This window comes from Bacillus sp. FSL K6-1000, from assembly GCF_038630785.1.
GTDB classification, from domain to species: domain Bacteria; phylum Bacillota; class Bacilli; order Bacillales; family Bacillaceae; genus Bacillus; species Bacillus safensis.
In genome coordinates this window covers 1541164-1562686 of sequence record NZ_CP152042.1, presented here as the reverse complement: position 1 = coordinate 1562686, position 21523 = coordinate 1541164, and the positions used below count along the sequence as shown (strand labels likewise).

Annotated in this window: 21 protein-coding genes; all 21 read right to left on the bottom strand. The window is 41.6% G+C overall.

The features are described from left to right. Positions 1-5: 5 nt before the first annotated feature. The 21 genes from hslV to smc all read right to left on the bottom strand — a co-directional run bounded on the left by hslV (position 6) and on the right by smc (position 21496). Positions 6-551 (bottom strand): ATP-dependent protease subunit HslV, encoded by a 546-nt coding sequence (gene hslV, locus MHI46_RS07930; protein ID WP_024424181.1) that lies wholly within the window; start codon positions 549-551, stop codon positions 6-8. A 14-nt stretch (positions 552-565) separates the two neighbouring features. Continuing rightward, positions 566-1483 carry a tyrosine recombinase XerC gene (xerC, locus tag MHI46_RS07925; RefSeq protein ID WP_058837707.1) on the bottom strand — a complete coding sequence of 306 codons (918 nt, stop codon included), beginning with the start codon at positions 1481-1483 and terminating at the stop codon, positions 566-568. 62 nt (positions 1484-1545) lie between these two features. Next, complete coding sequence (gene trmFO / locus MHI46_RS07920) at positions 1546-2850, bottom strand: FADH(2)-oxidizing methylenetetrahydrofolate--tRNA-(uracil(54)-C(5))-methyltransferase TrmFO (RefSeq protein ID WP_034317774.1); 1305 nt, start codon at positions 2848-2850, stop codon at positions 1546-1548. Positions 2851-2920: 70 nt separating this feature from the next. Continuing rightward, positions 2921-4996, bottom strand: a complete 2076-nt coding sequence (gene topA / locus MHI46_RS07915; RefSeq protein ID WP_058837708.1) for a type I DNA topoisomerase — start codon at positions 4994-4996, stop codon at positions 2921-2923. A 193-nt stretch (positions 4997-5189) separates the two neighbouring features. After that, complete coding sequence (gene dprA, locus MHI46_RS07910; protein ID WP_251180742.1) at positions 5190-6092, bottom strand: DNA-processing protein DprA; 903 nt, start codon at positions 6090-6092, stop codon at positions 5190-5192. A 63-nt stretch (positions 6093-6155) separates the two neighbouring features. Further along, positions 6156-7058, bottom strand: a complete 903-nt coding sequence (gene sucD / locus MHI46_RS07905; protein ID WP_007499624.1) for a succinate--CoA ligase subunit alpha — start codon at positions 7056-7058, stop codon at positions 6156-6158. A gap of 22 nt (positions 7059-7080) precedes the next feature. After that, positions 7081-8241, bottom strand: coding sequence for an ADP-forming succinate--CoA ligase subunit beta (sucC, locus tag MHI46_RS07900; protein ID WP_024426972.1), 1161 nt, complete (start codon positions 8239-8241; stop codon positions 7081-7083). A gap of 176 nt (positions 8242-8417) precedes the next feature. Further along, positions 8418-8693, bottom strand: a complete 276-nt coding sequence (locus MHI46_RS07895; RefSeq protein ID WP_003211418.1) for a FlhB-like flagellar biosynthesis protein — start codon at positions 8691-8693, stop codon at positions 8418-8420. Then, on the bottom strand, positions 8690-10429 hold the full coding sequence (locus tag MHI46_RS07890) for a glycosyltransferase (RefSeq protein ID WP_260775928.1): 1740 nt from the start codon (positions 10427-10429) through the stop codon (positions 8690-8692). Before MHI46_RS07890 ends, MHI46_RS07895 begins: the two co-directional genes overlap by 4 nt. A 26-nt stretch (positions 10430-10455) precedes the next feature. Continuing rightward, a complete protein-coding gene (locus MHI46_RS07885) occupies positions 10456-11220 on the bottom strand; it encodes a ribonuclease HII (RefSeq protein WP_260775927.1) in 765 nt (254 codons plus the stop codon). A gap of 76 nt (positions 11221-11296) precedes the next feature. Further along, positions 11297-12145 (bottom strand): ribosome biogenesis GTPase YlqF, encoded by an 849-nt coding sequence (ylqF, locus tag MHI46_RS07880; protein ID WP_024424188.1) that lies wholly within the window; start codon positions 12143-12145, stop codon positions 11297-11299. Positions 12146-12235: 90 nt separating this feature from the next. Further along, a complete protein-coding gene (gene rplS / locus MHI46_RS07875) occupies positions 12236-12583 on the bottom strand; it encodes a 50S ribosomal protein L19 (protein WP_008354510.1) in 348 nt (115 codons plus the stop codon). Between the two features lie 137 nt (positions 12584-12720). Next, positions 12721-13455, bottom strand: coding sequence for a tRNA (guanosine(37)-N1)-methyltransferase TrmD (gene trmD / locus MHI46_RS07870; RefSeq protein ID WP_047202152.1), 735 nt, complete (start codon positions 13453-13455; stop codon positions 12721-12723). After that, the gene (rimM, locus tag MHI46_RS07865) at positions 13452-13976 is read right to left on the bottom strand and encodes a ribosome maturation factor RimM (RefSeq protein WP_268464629.1); all 525 of its coding nucleotides are present in this window, start codon (positions 13974-13976) and stop codon (positions 13452-13454) included. Before rimM ends, trmD begins: the two co-directional genes overlap by 4 nt. An 8-nt stretch (positions 13977-13984) precedes the next feature. After that, the gene (locus MHI46_RS07860; RefSeq protein WP_342503211.1) at positions 13985-14371 is read right to left on the bottom strand and encodes a YlqD family protein; all 387 of its coding nucleotides are present in this window, start codon (positions 14369-14371) and stop codon (positions 13985-13987) included. A 103-nt stretch (positions 14372-14474) separates the two neighbouring features. Beyond that, positions 14475-14720, bottom strand: coding sequence for a KH domain-containing protein (locus tag MHI46_RS07855; protein ID WP_024424192.1), 246 nt, complete (start codon positions 14718-14720; stop codon positions 14475-14477). Continuing rightward, on the bottom strand, positions 14720-14992 hold the full coding sequence (rpsP, locus tag MHI46_RS07850; RefSeq protein WP_008344841.1) for a 30S ribosomal protein S16: 273 nt from the start codon (positions 14990-14992) through the stop codon (positions 14720-14722). Before rpsP ends, MHI46_RS07855 begins: the two co-directional genes overlap by 1 nt. Positions 14993-15097: 105 nt before the next feature. Next, positions 15098-16438, bottom strand: a complete 1341-nt coding sequence (ffh, locus tag MHI46_RS07845; protein WP_024426967.1) for a signal recognition particle protein — start codon at positions 16436-16438, stop codon at positions 15098-15100. A gap of 13 nt (positions 16439-16451) precedes the next feature. Continuing rightward, positions 16452-16784 (bottom strand): putative DNA-binding protein, encoded by a 333-nt coding sequence (locus MHI46_RS07840; RefSeq protein WP_012009935.1) that lies wholly within the window; start codon positions 16782-16784, stop codon positions 16452-16454. A 143-nt stretch (positions 16785-16927) separates the two neighbouring features. Further along, positions 16928-17914: a signal recognition particle-docking protein FtsY gene (gene ftsY / locus MHI46_RS07835; RefSeq protein WP_024424194.1), complete on the bottom strand. Its 987-nt coding sequence runs from the start codon at positions 17912-17914 to the stop codon at positions 16928-16930. A gap of 21 nt (positions 17915-17935) precedes the next feature. After that, positions 17936-21496: a chromosome segregation protein SMC gene (smc, locus tag MHI46_RS07830; RefSeq protein ID WP_342503210.1), complete on the bottom strand. Its 3561-nt coding sequence runs from the start codon at positions 21494-21496 to the stop codon at positions 17936-17938. Between the last annotated feature and the right edge of the window lie 27 nt (positions 21497-21523).

The window sequence follows — 21523 nt, the reverse complement described above, 5'->3', positions numbered from 1 at the left end:
CCTTTCTATTCAAGCTCTTCTAAAGTGATTTGATCGTTCGTGTAGACACAGATTTCTCCGGCCGTTTCAAGAGCGGCCTTTGCAATTTCTCTCGCTGAGAGATGATCGCCTGCATGGGTTTTGAGTGCTCTCCCGGCGCTAAGCGCATAGTTTCCGCCTGAGCCAATGGCCAAAATCCCATCATCTGGTTCGATGACCTCTCCAGTTCCAGAGACGAGCAGGATGCTTTCTTTGTTCATGACGATGAGCATGGCCTCAAGCTGCCTTAGCATCTTATCACTTCGCCATTCCTTCGCTAGTTCTACGGCTGCCCGCTTTAAGTTGCCACCATATTCTTCAAGCTTTGTTTCAAACTTTTCAAAGAGTGTAAAAGCATCTGCTACTGAACCTGCAAAACCTGCAAGCACCTTGCCTCCGAAAAGACGGCGCACTTTTTTTGCTGTGTGTTTCATCACGACAGCCTGCCCGAAAGTAACTTGACCGTCGCCAGCCATTGCACTTTTTCCTTTATGTTGAACGGCAAAGATGGTTGTTGCATGAAATGATGACATGAAAAAACCTCCTTTTAGGATCGTTTAAAAGCCCTTGGGTGATGAGACATGTACGTGTTTCTTAAAGAATCTTTTGATACATGCGTGTACACCTGTGTAGATGATAAATTTGAATGACCGAGAAGTTCTTGAACACTTCTCAAATCCGCCCCCTCGTTTAAGAGATGCGTGGCAAAGGTGTGCCTTAACATGTGAGGATGGATATGTAATGTACCTGACGCCTTTTTCATTAATTCAGTGAGAATGAATCGAACACCTCGGTCTGTAAGAGGCGCCCCGCGCTGATTCAAAAACACATGTGCATCAGCGCGGTCTTTCCCCTTAGATTTCAGCTTCTGCCTTCCATCCTCTAAATAAGTAATGAGCGCTTCATGAGCATATGACCCGAAAGGAACATACCGCTGCTTGCTGCCTTTCCCATGAACAAGCACTGTATCCATCGATAAATCAAGATCAGATTCTTTTAATGAACATAACTCACTGACCCTCATACCTGTTGCATAAAGAAGTTCTAAAATGGCTTGATTTCTTTGCCCAAGCGGTGTGCTGACATCAGAAACTGTAAAAAGCTCTTTTAGTTCCTCCTCATACAAAAATGAAGGAATCCGCTTATCCTGTTTTGGTAAGCTAACGAGTAAAAAAGGATTTTCTTTCACAAGCTGTTCTCTTAATAAAAATTTATAAAAGCTGCGAAGCGCAGAGACTTTCTTACTAATCGTTCTTCTTGTCAGGCCTTTTTCATAAGCTTCTGTTAAATAAATTCTCGTATCTTGATAGGATACCTCTTCAAAACCGTCTATTCCTTGAATGTTCATAAATCTGACAAACTCTTCAATGGCTTCTGTATATCCTGAGATCGTTAAAGCTGAATAGTTTTTTTCAATTTGCAGATATTCAATGAATAAGTGGACAAGACGCTGTTTATTCGTCATTTTTACACCTCTTTAAGGCTTTTAAATGGTATCACATATCTTGCTTTCCGTGCAATGTTTTACTACAGAGATTTCGAAATAGTTTGAATAGTTTCGATTGCGCGCTTAGCGTACTCTGCATAACGTTCTTGTTTGTTTTTAATTCGAACACCTAGATCTTTCAGCAAACCAAAATTTGCATTCATCGGCTGGAAGCTTTTCTTGTTTGTCGACGTGATGTAATAAGCCATACTGCCAATCGCCGTTTCCTCAGGAAGTGTCACAAGCTCTTCCCCTTTAACAAAACGAGCGGCGTTAATGCCAGCCACAAGTCCGGAAGCTGCAGACTCGACATACCCTTCAACGCCTGTCATTTGTCCGGCAAAGAATAGATCATCTCTATTTTTAAACTGATAAGTCGGTCTTAAAAGGCTTGGCGAGTTAATAAATGTATTACGGTGCATTACCCCGTAACGAACAATCTCTGCTTCTTCAAGGCCTGGAATCAAACGGAATACTTCCTTTTGATCGCCCCACTTTAGATGTGTCTGGAAGCCAACGATGTTATATAAAGTACCTGCTGCATCATCCTGTCTTAATTGAACAACAGCGTAAGGTCTTTTTCCTGTTTTCGGATCTTCCAGTCCTACTGGCTTCATCGGGCCAAACAGCATCGTTTTCTTTCCTCTTTTCGCCATGACTTCAATTGGCATACAGCCTTCAAAGAAGATTTCTTTTTCAAATTCTTTTAATGGCACAGTTTCAGCAGAAATGAGCGCCTCATAAAAACGATCGAATTCTTCTTCTGTCATTGGACAGTTTAAATATGCGGCTTCCCCTTTGTCATAGCGTGATTTCAAATACACCTTATCCATATCAATGCTATCTTTCTCTAGAATAGGTGCCGCTGCATCGTAGAAATAGAGATATTCTTCTCCTGTTAACGATTTTAATTCTTTTGAAAGTGCTTCTGATGTCAGCGGGCCAGTCGCGATAATTGTCGGACCTTCTGGAATGCTTTGCACTTCTTCTTGAAAGACCGTAACATTCGGATGATTTTTCACGCGATCTGTCACGTTTGCTGCAAATTCATGACGGTCTACTGCAAGCGCGCCGCCTGCAGGAACTGAGCTTTCATCTGCTGCTGCGATAATGGCTGAATCTAAATGACGCATTTCTTCCTTTAATACACCTACTGCATTCGTCAAAGCGTTCGCACGCAGTGAGTTGCTGCATACAAGCTCCGCAAATTTATCTGTGTGGTGAGCCGGCGTTTGTTTCACAGGTCTCATTTCGTATAAATTGACTTTAATTCCTCGTTTAGCGATTTGCCATGCAGCTTCACTTCCAGCTAAACCGGCTCCGATCACATTTACAAATTGACTCATTGGACAACTCTCCTATTTCGTAAGTTCTGTTTGATGACATAAAAAAGCAGGTGAACAAGGTTGCTCACCGCTATTTTTGTTGTTCCTCTTTATAATCACAGTTCACACATTGAACTTGAACGCCTTTTTTCAGCTTTTTCTCTACAAGCATATTTTCGCATTTTGGACACTTTCTTTCAATTGGTTTGTCCCAAGAAACGAATTCACACTCTGGAAAACGATCACAGCCGTAAAAAATGCGGCGTTTCTTCGATTTTCGTTCAACAATGTTTCCTTCATGACATGACGGGCATTTGACACCGATATCTTTGACAATTGGTTTTGTGTTACGGCAGTCAGGAAAGTTAGAGCACGCCATGAACTTGCCGTATCTACCCATTTTGTACACCATCGGATGTCCGCACTCTTCACAATCAACACCTGCGTATTCCGGCTCAATCTCAACTTCTTGCATCTCTGCTTCAGCTTTTTCTACCCGTTTTGCAAAGTCTTGATAGAAGCTGTCGATAATACGAACCCATTCGATCGTACCTTCTTCAACACTATCAAGTTCCTTTTCCATTTTCGCTGTAAATTCAACGTTAATGATTTCAGGAAAGAATTCGATGATTAAGTTGAGTACAATCTCTCCAAGCTCTGTCGGAGTAAATCGTTTATTATCAAGCGCGACATAACCGCGCTTTTGAATCGTATCTAATGTTGGTGCATACGTAGATGGACGGCCTATACCGAGCTCTTCAAGTGTTTTGACCAATCTTGCCTCTGTGTAGCGTGGAGGCGGCTGTGTGAAATGCTGTTCAGGTTCGATATCTTTTGAAAGGACTGTATCCCCTTCTTTCAGATCAGGAAGCATTTTGTCCTTTTCCTCGAGCTGGTCGTCCTTCCCTTCTACATAAACCTTCATAAACCCAGGGAATTTCACTTTACTTCCATTCGCACGGAAAGTAAGACCATTATGATCAAGATCCACACTCATTGTATCAAGAACAGCCGGCGCCATTTGGCTTGCCACGAATCGTTCCCAAATCAATTTGTACAGGCGAAGCTGATCACGGCTTAGCACATGCTTGACATCTGCCGGTTTTCTTAACGTAGAAGTCGGACGGATGGCTTCGTGAGCATCTTGTGCGTTTTCATTCTTTTTAGCCGTTCGTTTTGTTGTATTTAAGAAATTCTTGCCGTACGTCTGATCAATGAAAGCAGATACTTCTTCAATCGCCGTATTTGAAATACGTGTTGAGTCCGTTCTCATATAAGTGATGAGACCGACTGTACCTTCTTTACCAAGATCAATTCCTTCATATAATTGCTGTGCAATCATCATCGTCTTTTTTGCACGGAAGTTTAATTTTCTTGCAGCCTCTTGCTGTAAAGTAGAAGTCGTAAACGGAACAGCTGGATTACGTTTACGTTCTTTTTTCGTTACTTTCTCTACAGAGAATTTGTTTCCTTTTAATTTCGAAAGGATTTCTTTTACATCTTCTTTTGTTTTCAGTGGATGCTTTTTCCCGTTGAGGCCAAAGAAACTTGCTTCGAAGCTTTCTTTTCCTTTGAGGAATGTACCGTCAATTGTCCAGTATTCTTCTGGTTTAAATTCATTAATTTCATTCTCGCGATCAATAATGAGTCGGAGTGCAACTGATTGAACACGGCCAGCACTTAAGCCCTTTTTCACTTTCTTCCATAAAATCGGACTGATTTTGTACCCAACGAGACGATCTAAAATTCGTCTTGCCTGCTGTGCATCAACTAAGTCCATATCGATCATACGAGGATGCTTAAAGGAATCTTTAATCGCATCTTTTGTAATCTCGTTAAAAACAACACGGCAGTCAGAAGAGAGGTCAAGGTCAAGGCTATGTGCTAAATGCCAAGCAATCGCTTCTCCCTCTCTATCGGGGTCAGCCGCGAGAAAGACTTTCTTTGCTTTTTTCGCCGCTGTTTTTAATTCCTTTAAAACTGGGCCTTTCCCGCGAATCGTAATATATCTCGGTTCGAAGTCATGCTCAGTGTCAACACCGAGCTGACTTTTCGGTAAATCCCTTACGTGTCCCATTGAAGCCTTTACTTTATACTTTTTTCCTAAATAACGCTCAATCGTTTTCGCCTTTGCTGGCGACTCAACGATGACTAAATAATCAGCCATACTCAAAATCCCCCTTAAGAGGTGTTCTCTCTTTATACATTTCACAATTCATATTTATGTTAATTGCACCTATCTAACAGGCAATCGTTAAAAATTCTTTATGATGAACATCATTATAAACACGAAAAACAAAGTGTAAACTTAAATCCTCACTATTATTAAATATTCCGATGTCTTTTGTCAAACGATATTTTTATGAGAGTTCAGTATATTGAACGCTGCGGAAGGAGAATTCATCTAAAATATCCTTTGTGGAATGAACAAGCTTTGCCCCCTGCTGAATGAGTCTTGCCGGCCCTGTGGAATTAGGATCAAAGATCGATCCGGCAACCGCAAATACTTCTTTTCCTTGCTCAAGTGCTTGATAGGCTGTAATAAGAGAACCGCTCTTTTCTTTGCACTGAATGACAATGGTTCCTCTCGTCAACGCACTAATTAAACGATTTCTCATTGGAAAATGCCACTTTTCTGGTTTGACATAAGGCGGATGCTCTGACAAAAGCAAATGATGCTCGCCCATGTATTGAGCCATTTGCGCATGCTCTTTTGGGTATAAATGCTGAAAGCCGCCGGCTATAATGCCGATCGTTTTCCCTTTTTCCCTGATGCACTCTTTATGTGCCAGTCCATCGATTCCTTTAGCTAGCCCACTAACAATCATCCACTCTTCTTTGACAAGCTCACCAACAATTTTTTTCACACATGCTTCTCCATAAGACGATGGAAGTCGCGTGCCGACTACACCTAAACTTTTTTCTTCATTTAAATATGATACGTTTCCTTTTAGGAATAACACAGGGGGAGGATCATAAATATTTTTTAGTGTGCTTGGATATAAGGGTGATGTGATGGGAATCATGTGAATGTTTTGCTTTAAATAGGCTTGAACGATGTGTTGAAAAATGGGGAATTCATTTTCTTCAGCTTGTTTTAAGCGGGTAAAGTCGATCGTTTGTAATGATCGATCCTGTTTAAAATGATGTGTTTCTTCATTTATATATAGCTCAGGATCGACTTTCCACCATTTTGTAAGTAATGAGGGTGAGATGAGGCCTTTTAAGCGGTGAAAAATCATTCTTTCGGACACGTTGTACATACCATTCCTCCAGTTTAAGATAGAAAGAAGAAGACTTGTCAAAGAACAAGTCTTCTTGTGTCATTAATGCGTTTTACAAGCTTCGAAGAGATTCTTCTCTTTTAATACTTTAATCAACGTTTCTCCCATGACAGATGGTGTTTCTGCCACTTCAATTCCACATTCACGCATTGTTTTTACTTTTTCATCAGCTGTTCCTTTACCACCAGAAATAATGGCACCAGCATGTCCCATACGTTTTCCTGGAGGCGCCGTTTTACCGCCAATAAAGCCTACGACTGGTTTAGTCATATTTGCTTTTACCCATTCAGCTGCTTCTTCTTCAGCCGTACCACCGATTTCACCGATCATAATCACAGCATGCGTTTCAGGATCTTCATTGAATGCTTTTAACACATCAATAAAGTTTGTCCCATTTACCGGGTCCCCCCCGATGCCTACAGCTGTCGATTGACCAACGCCAGCTTCTGAAAGCTGATGTACCGCTTCATATGTAAGCGTTCCAGAACGAGAAACAACACCCACATGACCTTTTTTATGAATGTAGCCAGGCATGATACCAATTTTACATTCTTCAGGTGTGATGACACCTGGGCAGTTTGGTCCAACAAGTCTTGTTTTCTTACCTTCCATGTAACGCTTCACTTTGACCATGTCCAGAACTGGAATATGTTCTGTGATACAAATGACGAGATCGACTTCTGCGTCAACAGCCTCTAAAATGGCATCTGCCGCAAATGGTGCTGGTACATAGATAACAGAAGCGTTCGCTCCAGTTGTCTGAACTGCTTCAGATACAGTATTAAATACAGGAACTCCTTCTACTTCAGTTCCACCTTTTCCAGGTGTGACACCGCCAACAATATTTGTTCCGTACTCAATCATTTGTTTTGTATGGAACAATGCGGTTGAACCGGTAATCCCCTGAACAATTACTCTCGTATTTTTATTAATAAATACACTCATTTAGGTTCCCTGCCTTTCTGCTCTACTTGACTAAAGATACAATCTTTTCTGCCCCGTCAGCCATAGACTCAGCAGAAGTGATATTTAAGCCTGAATCACTCAGGATTTTCTTCCCTAATTCAACGTTTGTTCCTTCCAGACGTACAACAAGTGGTAATGTTAAGCCGACTTGTTTCGTCGCTTCAACAACACCTTCTGCAATGACATCACATTTCATGATGCCGCCAAAAATGTTCACGAAAATCCCTTTTACATTTTGATCAGATAAGATGATTTTAAATGCTTCCGTTACTTTTTCAGCTGTTGCACCGCCGCCAACATCTAGGAAGTTTGCAGGGTCCCCGCCGTAATGCTTGATGATATCCATTGTAGACATCGCAAGACCTGCTCCATTGACCATACAGCCAATATTTCCATCTAGAGAAATGTAGCTTAAGTCATATTTAGATGCTTCAATTTCTTTTGGATCCTCTTCATCAAGGTCACGGTATTCTAATATATCTTTTTGTCTATATAAGGCATTGCTATCAAAGTTTAATTTTGCATCAAGTGCCATGACTTTTCCATCGCCTGTTACAACCAGTGGATTAATCTCAGCAATTGAACAATCTTTTTCAATAAACGCATTGTAAAGACTTGTCATAAACTTAACAGCTTGGCCAACTAATTTTGTTGGAATATTAATTTTAAATGCTACTTCTCTCGCCTGATAGCCTTGCAGGCCAATCGCTGGGTCGATGACAACTTTCACGATTTTTTCTGGCGTTTTTTCTGCTACTTCTTCAATTTCAGTACCGCCTTCTTCAGATGCCATCAATACAATTCTTGATGTCGCTCTGTCCAAAACTAGTCCAACATAGTATTCCTTTTGAATATCGCAGCCTTCTTCAATAAGTAAGCGTTTTATTTCGCGCCCTTCAGGCCCTGTTTGATGTGTGACAAGTGTCTTGCCGAGCAATTCCTCTGCAAACCCTTTCACTTCATCTTTCGTTTTTGCAATTTTTACCCCGCCTGCTTTACCACGGCCGCCTGCATGAATCTGTGCTTTTACGACATATACAGAGCTCCCTAGCTCTTCTGATGCTTTCACTGCTTCATCAGGTGTAAATGCTACTTTACCATTTGGAACTGAAACCCCATATTTTCTTAGGATTTCTTTTCCTTGGTACTCATGGATATTCATTTCCCATCCTCCCAACATATGTAGAAACAAAAATTATAAAATAGACTGCGCTTTCATTTTAAAGAATAAAAAAGAGAATGTCTAGGGTTCTATGTAAAATCGTAAAATCCTTCTAAACATTCAAACTTTTATTTTATTAAAAATATAAATTTTTCAGTCAAATCACTTATTTTACCTTATTTTTTCATTTTTTGATCTAACCTGTAGATAAACGAAAAAATTTCTGCTACAGTATCGTATAACGCTTCAGGGATCTCCTCATCTAACGTTAAGTGGCGCATGAGTTCGACTAAATTACGGTCTTCTTGGATAGGGACTCCCGACTTTTTTGCTTCTTCAATAATATGATCTGCCACATAGCCGCTGCCTGTTGCAACGACTTTTGGCGCCTTTTGTTTTTCTTCATCGTAATGCAGAGCGACCGCTCTTCTAAGCGGTTTTGAATCCTTCATACTCGTAAGTCCAGCCCTTTCTCGCTGATTTTATGAAAGTGTTCATCTAGAAATTGAGACGGATCTACTGGCTCTTGTCTCTTTTTTGCTGTAATTCCCGTTAAACTGTATCCTAGAGCATTTAAATTCTCCCGTACAGCCGGAATCATCGGATTAATGGTTCCTTGCAGTTCATGAGCTGTCTCGACAGTAATGGACATGACCTTTTGCTGAATCGTACAGTCTATTAAGGTTTCTTCAAGGTTTTCCATGTTTAAATAAAACATCAGGCGGCACTGAGAAATATCAATAGAACCATCTTTTTTCTTATGTCCCTTTAGTATAAAGGTTAAATCTTGAACACTATGTTTTGAGAAAAGAGGATAGGAAACCATCATTTGACTGACGGTTTGGTTCTCCTGCTGCACAAATAACTGTCCATTCAATCTATGAAATAATTGATCCACTTCTTTTTTAACGTGCTCTGGTAAATCAGCCTGTCTCACATCATTTAAGGTAAGCTTTAATTGGTGCAGCTCCTGACTTTTGACATCCTGGCTGCCTTTTTCAAGCAGTTTCAGCATACCAATTTCATCACGCACACCGATTGCCTTTTTCATCGTCATTAGTAAATCGAGCACATCAGTTTTATTGCTTAATGTTGGTTCAGTCTGCTGCACCGCCTGAGCCAATGCTTTCGCCTCCGGTTTCGAAAGGAATGGGAACTCTTTTTGCAGTACAGCTGCTTTTGCGTCAGGCTGAGTGCCTGCCTGCTGGAGTCCGTGCAGCAATGCTGTGAGCTGTTTTAAGTTGGGTTCTTGCTGCCCATCTGCACCTTGTTTCATCAAGCTGGCCAGTATCCGCTCAATTTGCTGAAGCGGGATTTGCAGCTCTTTTGGACTTGTTGACTGCTGCTGCACGTTTGGCTGAAGAACTTGGGACGGCTGACGCTCTTGAACGATTGGGGCATGGCTATTTTCTTTTTGCTGAGACGGATTGAGCAGTGTCGTTACTGGTAAACTACCGCCTTGCTTCGCCTCGCCTTCTCTCGCTGCTATAAGGACTGATAAGAGCTTTTCTGCATGGACGGCTGTCTCTGCATCTACAACTGACCGAACGGCTTGTGTAAGGGTCTGTGTAGCATCTGTGTGCTTCGGAAGCTGTGTTAATTGATTTAGCAGCGCTGTTATATCCTGATGAAGAGCAGAGGATGATTTTACGGCTAAAATAGATTGAAGCACCCCTTGCTGGATCGGTAAATCTTTCTTTAAAGCAAAGAGGAGTGCTTGGAGCCCTTTCTTCACATCAGCTCCTTGAAGCTGTTCGATCCATTTCACTGCCGTTTTTAACTCTCCTTCGTTAATGACGGACTTTTCCTTTAAAAAAGCTGTAGCTGTCAGCATGTTTTCAAGCCCATTTTTCAGTGAAAGTCCTTCTAATAGTTTGGCTGCTGCATCCTTTAACGTCTTAGGATCTTGATCAAATTGCTGAACGGGTCTTAGTTTATTGAGGCTGCCGCCGCCCTCTTGTTCAAATTGGAACCAATAAAATGCGTCTGCTTTAAGCTGGGCCGCCAGCTGCGCTTTTATTTTCGTTGAGCCTATTTGAACAAGGGCGGTATCATCTCCAAGCATTTTTAGTACTTTACCGAGAATCAGCCGATGAACATTTTCCTTCCCTTCGGTGTTTAATGGAACAGATTCAGCCGTATTCAGCCGGCTATTCAGTGCTGTATGTATGTCCTCAACTCTTGTCATCACAGGCAGCCTCCTTAGATTAAAATTTATGATATAACAGATTTTACTGGCGCAAACGATAATCGGTGGATTGGGGCCGCACCATATGTTTGAATCGCAGCCAAGTGCTCTTTCGTTCCGTACCCTTTATGTTTTTCAAATTGATACTCAGGATACTTACGCCCATACTCTTCCATCATCTGATCCCTTGTCACCTTCGCAATACATGCACCTGCTGCAATGGATGCACTTTTTGCATCTCCTTTGATGATATTCTCTTGGTGAGTTGAAAGCGGGAGTGTCATGGCATCTATGAGTAGATAATCTGGTGTATGAGTTAACTGTTCCACAGCTCTCACCATCGCCAGTCTTGATGCTTCGTAAATATTGATTTCGTCAATCGTAGCCGCATCAACAATGCCGATTCCGATATCAAGTGCTTCTTTTTGAATTAAATCATAATAAGCCAATCTTTTTTTCTCAGATAATTGCTTTGAGTCGTTTAAACCGAGCAGGACTGTATCTTCCTTTAATATGACGGCTGCTGCCACAACTGGGCCGGCGAGCGGTCCTCTTCCTGCTTCATCTATTCCAGCAATACATGTGTATCCCTGCGCCTTTGCTTTGTTTTCAAATTGCAGCATGTCATCCCATGCCACGCGAAGTGCTTGCTGCTTTTCTCTCTCTTTGTGCCACTTTTCTATGAGTTTTTGGACACTTTTTCTCGTATCATCTTTCACAAGCTCACGAATGTATGACTCGTCACCTGCATGATTTTCAATTAGTTCTTTTATTTGTTTCACCGTGTACATAGGCTTTTTCGCAGCCTCCTTCTTTATATCGGCAGTTTTTCGCAAAAAATAAAGACCCGCATGAGCTGCGTGTCTTTTAGCTTTCAGGCTTCTCAAAAGTGAGGGGACCAAATTTTTCTGTTCGAATATCCCGAATAATGATTTCGGTGGTTTTGTCATAGTTTATGAATCCCCCGCTCATTAGACAGCCGCGCTTAGTGCCAATTGCATCAAACAGCTCAACCGTATCTTCAGGTATCTCCGCTAGGTCATAGCGTTTTTTTAATCGCTCTGGGTAGTTTTCTTCTAGAAAACGAAGTGCATACACAGCGACATCCTGTAAGTTGATGATCGAATCTTTGATCGCTCCAGTCACCGCAAGTCTAAGTCCTACTTGCTCATCTTCAAACTTCGGCCAGAGGATTCCAGGGGTATCGAGCAGTTCTAGTTCTTTCCCTACCTTTACCCATTGCTGTGATGTCGTAATACCAGGACGGTCTCCTGTTTTGGCAATGTTCTTTTTCGCTAAACGATTGATTAAGGTCGATTTTCCGACATTGGGAATCCCGATAATCAGTGCTCGAATGGCACGTGGTTTGACGCCTTTTGCTTTCATGCGGTCGAACTTTTCTTTTAAAATTTCTTTTGAAGTTGTGATGATCTGATTTAACCCTTGTCCATCGACAGAGTTAATAGCCAGTGACCGAACGCCTTGCTGCTCAAAATGCGCCTGCCACTCCTTTGTCATACGAGGATCTGCTTTATCAGCTTTGTTTAATAGCATGATTTTGGGTTTATTTTGAAGGATTTCTTCGATCATTGGGTTTCTAGAGGACATCGGAATTCTTGCATCGGTTAATTCAAATACGATGTCGATGAGCTTTAATTTTTCTGTGACTTCACGTCTTGCTTTTGCCATATGGCCTGGAAACCATTGAATCGTCATATGTGCACCTTCTCTCTTCTACCTGTTATCTTTATACATTGTACAAAAAAAGAGCCTGTTACAGGTAACAAGCTCTTTCCTTTGATATCATTATCGTCTGATTTCTTTGATACGAGCCGCTTTACCGCGAAGTTCACGTAGGTAGTAAAGTTTCGCACGACGTACCTTACCGTGACGTACAACTTCGATCTTAGCGATTTTTGGTGTGTGTACAGGGAATGTACGCTCAACGCCTACACCGTAAGAGATCTTACGAACTGTGAAAGTTTCGCTGATTCCACCACCACGACGCTTAATTACAACACCTTCAAAGATCTGGATACGCTCACGAGTACCCTCGACAACTTTAACGTGTACACGTAAAGTGTCACCAGGACGGAACGCAGGAAGATCAGTGCGTAATTGTTCTTTTGTGATTTCTTCAATCAAATGTTGCATCGTTTTCAACTCCTTCCAACAGATGCTCATGTCCTCTTTCTTCATTGCAGCGGAACATCGTTTTCAAACTTGGATCAGCAAGCCGTCCAAGTCACAAGTAGTATCATACCATACCTCTATGCCGTGTGCAATACAATCTAGTCATTATGAAGCTGCCAAAGCCATCTTTTTTCTTCATTCGTTAACGTTTTGCAAGAATCGATCAAATCTGGCCGTCTTGTATAGGTTCGCTTCAATGATTCTTTGCGCCGCCACTCTTCTATTTTGGCATGATTTCCAGAGAGGAGCACATCCGGCACTTTTAGTCCTTTATAATCCGCTGGCCTTGTATAGTGCGGGTGCTCAAGCAGACCTGTACTGAATGAATCTTCGATGTGAGACGCTTCTTTTCCAAGCACATGAGGCAAAAGCCTGACCACACTGTCTGCAATCATCATCGCTGGCAGCTCTCCGCCTGTGAGGACGAAATCTCCGATTGAGATCTCATCTGTGACAAGATGCTCCCTGATGCGCTCATCGTAGCCTTCATAGTGGCCGCAAATGAACATAAGATGCTCTTCTTTTGCAAGTTCTTCTGCCTTTTTTTGTGTATATCTTTCCCCTTGAGGACAGACAAGAATAACTCGGGGCTTCGTGCTTGCTTTCTTCGTTAAATCTTCTACCGCATCAAATACGGGCTGTGCTTTCAGTACCATACCAGCACCGCCGCCATACGGATAGTCATCCACTGTTTTATGCTTATGATCTGAATACTCTCTAAAATTGACGACTTGAAATGAGACGGCATCTTTCTCCTGTGCTTTTTTTAAGATGGATGAGTGAAGCACACCTTCGAACATTTCAGGAAAAAGAGTTAAGAAATCGATTTTCATTCGTCAATGAGTCCTTCCATCATTTCAATGCGAACAGTTTTGGATGAGATATCAATGTTTTTGACGACAGATGGAATATATGGAATGAGGGCATCTTTTTTGCCTTTTCTTCCAATCACCCACACATCATTTGCCCCTGGCGTAAGGATTTCTTTGATTTGGCCGATCAGCTTGTCCTCTTCATCGTATACTTCACAGCCAATGATTTGGTGGAAATAAAATTCTCCTTCGTCTAATGACCCAAGATGTTCTTTTTCTACCTTTAAGATTGACTCTTTCAGAAGCTCTGCTTCATTTAATGAGTTGATTTCTTCAAATGTGAGCAAATCAAACTGTTTGTGCTGGCGGTGTGATGCGACAGTCACTTTCAGCGGCTCTTTTTGACCTTGTTTAAAAATATAGAGCACGCTTCCCTTTTTGTAACGCTCTTCTGGGAAATCCGTTTTTGACACGACGCGTACTTCTCCGCGCACTCCGTGTGTATTGACGATCTTTCCAACATTCAACCATTCTAGCTCCATGTTCTCAATCACCCCTGACGTATTTCCACAATGGTGCCGTCTTTCACGACGATGACATTATCTTGCATTTTGTCATCCCATTTATCACCTATTTTTACTTCAACCAGTGCATCCACTTCTGTTTCTTTCATTTCACTTCCAAGCGGCAAAATATGAAGCTGATCTACTTGAAAATCAATCTGCCTAATTTTCTCTTGCCTTTTATCGATCGCTTTTTGAAATTGAGGGATGACTTCTTGCTGATGTGGTTCTTTTTCATGCTTTTTTAGTTGAAAATATAATTGATTGCATTCACGTTCTAGTCTTTCTTTTTTCTCCAAAAAAGTCGTTAACAGTTTGTCCTTACTGCTTTCAGTTAATACTTGCATCACGGTGACATGTTGAATGATCTGCATCTTCCTTTTTGTCCCCCTATCCGAAGGCATTTGTCCTCTACAGTATAACGAAAAATAGATTTAAACGTGTAAAAAAAGGGGAGGTCCTAAGCCCTCTCCCTTTTTAGTCAGCAATCTCAAGTTGAACTTTCTTAGAAGACTCTGCACTTGCTGCAAAAATGACTGTTCGTATCGCTTTTGCTGTACGTCCCTGCTTTCCGATCACTTTTCCGGTATCTTCAGCATTGACAGACAGTGTGTAAATCACCTGCTCATCTTTTTCTAATGAAGATACGTGAATATCTTCAGGGAAATCAACAAGTGGCTCGACGATGGACACAATCAATTCTTCCAAGGACAGCTCATTCATTATTTGCTGTTTTTCGCATTATGAAATTTTTCAAGAATTCCTTGGCTTGAGAAAAGGTTGCGAACTGTATCAGATGGTTTCGCACCATTTTGAAGCCATTTAAGCGCTAATTCTTCGTTGATTTTCACCTCAGCTGGTGATACCACTGGGTTGTAAGTTCCAACTGTTTCGATGAAACGACCGTCACGTGGTGAACGAGAATCTGCTACAACAATACGATAGAAAGGAGATTTTTTTGCTCCCATACGTTTTAAACGAATTTTTACTGCCATTTTACTAGCACCTCCGAAAATATTTCAACAAGATAGTATATTAACAATGATAAAAGGGTTTGTAAAGTGTTTTTTCTTAACAACGGTTTTATCATGTATAACCAATTACATAAATGGTAATTTAAAGCCCTTTTTCTTTCCTTTGGACATGTTGGTCATTTGCTTCATCATCTTTTTCATTTCATCAAATTGCTTTAAAAGTCGATTGACTTCCTGTACAGATGTTCCGCTTCCTTTTGCAATCCGTTTTCTTCGGCTTGCATTGATGACCTCTGGCTGTTCTTTTTCCTGAGTCGTCATTGATTTAATGATCGCTTCAATGTGATTGAGCTGCTTTTCGTCCACTTGGACGTTTTTGAGCCCTTTCATTTTACCGGCTCCCGGCATCATTTGGATCAGTTCATCAAGAGGACCCATATTGCGAACTTGGCCAAGCTGCTCGAGGAAATCATCGAGCGTGAAGCTCATTGTCCGCATTTTTTGCTCAAGCTCTTTCGCTTTATCTTGGTCGACGTTTGCCTGTGCTTTTTCAATCAGCGTGAGCACATCTCCCATGCCAAGAATTCTTGATGCCATCCGCTCCGGATGGAATGGTTCAATCGCATCAAGCTTTTCTCCTAGTGCAGCGAATTTAATCGGCGTATTGGTGACAGCTCGAATAGAAAGGGCTGCACCGCCTCTTGTATCACCGTCTAGTTTTGTGAGAACAACACCTGTTAAACCAAGCTGTTCATTAAAGCTTTTTGCGACATTGACAGCATCTTGACCAGTCATAGAGTCAACAACTAGGAAAATTTCTTCTGGATTCGCTACTTCTTTTACTTTTTGAAGTTCATCCATTAATTCTTCATCGATATGAAGACGTCCTGCTGTATCTAAAATGACATAATCATGGTGTTCTTCTTTCGCTTTTTCAATTGCCTGTTTGGCAATTTCGACAGGGCTGACTTGATCACCTAATGAAAACACCGGCATATCAAGCTGTTTCCCAAGCGTTTGAAGCTGCTGGATCGCTGCTGGTCTATAAATATCAGCAGCCACCATCATCGGCTTGCGATTATGTTTTTTGCGAAGTAAATTGGCAAGCTTCCCAGTTGTGGTTGTTTTACCTGCCCCTTGAAGACCAACCATCATAATGACTGTTGGAGATTTTTTCGCTACAGCGATCTTACTCTCTTCTCCGCCCATTAATTCAGTGAGTTCTTCTTTTACAACTTTAATGACCTGTTGTCCAGGGGTAAGGCTTTTCATGACCTCTTGTCCAACTGCCCGCTCACTTACTTTTTTCACAAAGTCTTTGACTACTTTAAAATTGACGTCAGCTTCAAGAAGGGCAAGGCGTACCTCGCGCATCATTTCTTTTACATCTTGCTCTGACACTTTTCCTTTGCCGCGGATTTTTGAAATCGTCTGCTGCAGTCGGTCGGCTAATCCTTCAAATGCCATACTGTGCCGCCTCCTAATCTAATTTCTCAAGCGATTCAATTAAAGCTTCTGCTTCTTCCGTTTGCGCAGAATCAGCTACAAGCTCTCTCATTTTTTTGAGAAGTTCTTTACGCTCTTTAAATTTCTTAAACAAGAGCAGCTTTTCTTCATATTGTTCAAGCATCGCTTCAGTCCGTTTAATATTATCATAAACAGCCTGCCTTGATACTTCATATTCATCCGCAATTTCACCGAGGGAAAAATCGTCTAGGTAGTAAAGCGACATGTAGCTCTTTTGCTTTGCGGTCAACAACGATTGATAGAAGTCAAACAAGTAATTCATTCTCGTTGTTTTTTCAAGCGTCATGGGCTCTCTCCCCTTTGTTAAGTTCATTCCCTTTACATCAACTAAGTTTACACGGTTCTCTTCTGTGTGTCAAGTTTTTATCTTGTCACTTCATGAAGCTACGTATAAATAAAAATGCCAGCAGTTTTGCCGGCATTTTTTTGTTAGTCTTGTTGATCAATTACGTCTGAGAATAATCCATACACATACGATTCTGCATCAAACTCTTGCAAATCGTCCACCTTTTCACCTAAACCGACAAGCTTTACTGGGATGTTCAGCTCATTTCGAATCGCAAGAACAATTCCGCCTTTTGCAGTACCGTCAAGCTTTGTTAAAGCAATCCCTGTCACATTTGTCGCTTTAGAAAATTCCTTGGCTTGTGCCATGGCGTTTTGACCTGTTGTCGCATCAAGAGCGAGCAATACTTCATGAGGTGCATCTGGAACCTCGCGTTCAATGACTCTCTTGACTTTCTCCAGCTCTTTCATCAAGTTGACTTTGTTTTGAAGTCTTCCTGCTGTATCGCAGATGAGGACATCTGCATTTTTCGCTTTTGCTGATTGGACGGCATCATAGATCACCGCTGCTGGATCAGAGCCTGCTGTTTGTTTGACGACAGGAACACCTGAACGCTCTCCCCAAACTTCAAGCTGCTCGATCGCACCGGCACGGAACGTATCACCTGCTGCTAAAATGACGGATTTCCCTTCATTTTTCAGCTTGTTTGCAAGCTTGCCGATCGTCGTTGTTTTCCCAACACCGTTGACGCCTACAAACAAAATGATATTCAAACGCCCGTCTTCAATGTTCAGCGCAGAAATTTGTTCCTCTCCGCTATTGTAGATGTCAACCAGTTTTTCAGAAATCACCGCTTGTACTTCACTTGGGTCTTGAATGTTTCTTAATTTCACTTCTTTTTTCAGCTCATCAATCAGTTCCATCACAGTTGTGAAACCGACATCAGCACCGATTAGAACCTCTTCCAGCTCTTCAAAAAAGTCTTCATCGACTTTGCGGTAGCGAGAAATCAGTTCATTTACTTTTCCTTGGAAGGAGTTTCTCGTTTTTTCGAGTCCATCTTTAAACTTTTCAGATACTGAATCGGTTTGCTGCGTAAATTTTTCTTTTAATTTCTTAAAAAAGCTCATTGGTTCAAAAACCTCCTTTAATTACTGGACAAGCTCTTTTGTTTCTTCTAGTTTGACAGATACAAGCTTAGAAACACCTGATTCCTGCATGGTTACGCCGTAGAGCACATCTGCTTCTTCCATTGTTCCCTTGCGGTGCGTAATGACAATGAACTGTGTTTCCTGGCTGTATTTCTTTAAATATTGCGCAAAACGGAAAACATTTGCTTCATCAAGCGCCGCTTCTACCTCATCTAATACGCAGAATGGAACAGGTCTCACTTTTAAAATAGAGAATAGTAAAGCGATCGCTGTTAAGGCTCTCTCTCCGCCTGAAAGCAGGCTTAAGTTTTGCAGTTTTTTCCCTGGCGGCTGCGCGACAATATCAACGCCAGAGTTGAGCAAATCATTTGGATCTGTCAGCTTAAGATCAGCTCTTCCGCCGCCAAATAATGCTTGGAATACAGATTCAAAGTGCCCGCGAATTTGAGAGAATGTCTCAGAGAAGCGCTTTGTCATCTCTTGATCCATTTCTTCGATGACTTGGAATAATGTATTTTTCGCTTCTGTCAGATCATTTCGCTGCTCTGTTAAGAAGAGATAGCGTTCATTGACACGTTCATACTCGTCAATGCTGCCTAGATTTACTGTTCCAAGCTCTTCAATCGCTAGTTTGATCAGCTTCACTCGTTTTCTTGCTTCATCTGGCGATAACGTCAACTGATACATCTCTTTTGCTCCTTCAAACGAAAGAGCATATTCATCGTTCAAATAAGCGATCAGGTTATCAAGCTCGACTTCCATACGGCCTAGCTTAATCTCTTCATCTTTTAAGCTTGTGGTGAGCTGCTTGTACAAGCGCTTTTGTTCTTTAAGTTCACGTTCAGCGAATTCTAATGTTTCAGAAAGAGCGAGACGCTGCTTACGCCGCTCTGAAATGAGTGCGGTTGTTTTGTTTTTGTTTTCCAGCTTCTCTTTTGCCGCTTCTTCCAGTTGTTCGGCTCCGCTTGAACTAGATGACATTTCACTTGTTAAGAGTGACAGATCTTCTTTTGTTTCCATCAGTGTCTGTTCAGCCTCTTCTAATTCAGCCATTAAGCTCGAAAGCTTTTCTTGTTCATTGGCTAAGGACTGATCTTTTTTGGCAAGCGAGATTTTCAGCTCTGTTAATTCGGCAGAAATGGTTTCTTTCGTTGAGCTTTGCGTTTGCTTACGCTTTGTTAATGTATTGATCTCTTGATCAAGATCCGTCAATTTTTCACCTATAGAGGCTTCAAGAGCAACCTGCTTTTTGTCCTTATCCGCAAGTTCAGTAGAACGCTGCTGCAATTCTTCTTTTTCTTGATCATAGAGTTCAAGATGAGCATTGATATTTTTTTCTGCGACTTGCAGTTCGTATAGCTTCCCTTTGAGTTCTTGCTGCTTTTCACGAAGCGTTTCGCCGCGCTGGCGCAGTTCGTTTAATTGGCTTTCGTTTGCTCCGATCAATTGCTTTGTTTCTTTTGTTTCTTTTTCAAGGATCGTTGTTTTCTCTTCCATTTCAAAGAGCTGCTTTGTTAACGTTTCGATCTCCCGGTTTCTTGAAAGAAGAGAGTTGTTCTTTTTCTTTACGCCGCCACCGGTCATTGAACCGCCGGGGTTTACGACATCTCCATCAAGGGTCACGATACGATAACGATGTCCAAGCATTTTTGCCAATTCATTGGCGCCTTTTAAGTCTCTAACGATCAGCACAGTTCCAAGTAAATTCTGAATTACCTTTTGATACTTTTCGTCAAAGGAAACGAGGTGACTCGCTACACCGATAAATGCAGCGTGCTGCTCTGCTGTTTGGACATCTCTGAGCTGAATGGTTCTTTCTTTGATGACGTTCATTGGCAGGAAGGTTGCACGTCCAAAGGAATGCTGCTTTAAGTATCCAATCGCTTGTCTCGCAGCTGCTTCATTTTCTGTGACGACGTGCTGCGTTGCTGCACCTAGCGCAATTTCAATCGCTGTCTCATACTGCTGATCCGTTTGAATCAGCTCTGCAATGGCACCGTGAATACCGCCTAACCGTTCTTTTGCCTTTAAGACCTCTTTCACTCCTTGGAAAAAGCCTGAGAAGTCTTCCTGCATGGATTCAAGCATCTCTTTTTTGGATTTTGCCTGCTGTACGTATTGATAGGCTTGGTAAAGAGCCGTTTCTTTTTTCTCGTATTGACGTTTCATTTGCTCAAGCTTTTGTTCTGCTTCTCTAAAACGTTTGACTTGAGCCAGAATGTCATCTTCCAGTGCTGAAAGCTTCTGCTCAGCCTCTGTTTTCTTTTCTTTGACAGACACTCGTTCTTCGATATGTTTTTGGTTATTTTGCGTCAGCCGCTCTAGCTGCATCGCCGCTTGGCGCTGCTGTTCTTCTAGTAATTTACGTTCATTTCGGATGGAAGCCTGTTCATTGAGCAGATCAAAATAATCACTTTTCAGCTGTTCAATTTGACCTTCCACATCTTCGCTATGAAGCGACAGTTGATGCTGCTTTGTTTTCACTTCATCTTTTAGCTGCTGCACTTCTTTTTGCAGGCTGTCCCGCGTAATTTTCTGCTGTTCAATCTTTTCGGTTAACTGTGCCTGCTTTTCAGTTAAGCGAACGAGCGTTTCTTCTAGCTGCCCTTGGTTTGCGGCGGCATTTTTTTTCCGTTCTTTTAGCACTTCTTTTTTTCCTTCAAGTTTTTCTAACTCTTCACTTGTGAAAAGAAGAACTTCTTGCAGGTCATTAATTGATTCATCAAGCGCTTGAATGCGGTCTCTCGATTCTTCAATTTTGGCTTCTTTTGCTTGGATATCTGTAGACTGCTTCATTTCATCTTGTTTGAAGCGCTCGACTGCTTCACCAAGTGTTGTCCATTTTTCATGAAGTGCTTCGATGTCATGGACAGTGAGGGCGATTTCGACATTTTCAAGCTCTTCTTTTTTTTGCAAATAGTCCTTTGCAATAGAGGCTTGCATTCTTAATGGTTCTACTTGATCTTCTAGCTCATGCAGAATATCTTCTACTCGGTTTAAGTTGTCCTGCGTTTCAAACAGTTTATTCTCGGCTTTTTTCTTTCTTGTTTTATATTTCAAAACACCAGCCGCTTCTTCAAAGATGCTTCTTCTCTCTTCTGCCTTACTTGATAGAATTTCTTCTACTTTTCCTTGGCTGATGATTGAAAAAGCTTCTTTTCCAAGACCTGAATCCATGAAAAGATCAATAATATCCTTTAAGCGGACAGATTGATTGTTGATGAGAAATTCACTTTCTCCTGAACGATAAACCCTTCTTGTCACACTGACTTCGTGAAAATCGATCGGTAAAAAGTGGTCTTCGTTATCTAATGTTAAAGTAACCTCTGCTAGATTGACTCTTTTCCTTGAGTCACTTCCTGCAAAAATGATATCTTCCATTTTTCCTCCGCGGAGACTTTTCGCTGATTGTTCTCCAAGTACCCAGCGGATGGCATCGGTAATATTGCTTTTGCCGCTTCCGTTTGGTCCAACAACAGCTGTGACCCCTTTGACAAAGTCCACGGTCACTCGCTGTGCAAATGATTTGAATCCTATCACGTCTAAACGTTTGAGGAACATGAGAGTGATCCTCCTTATGTATTTAAA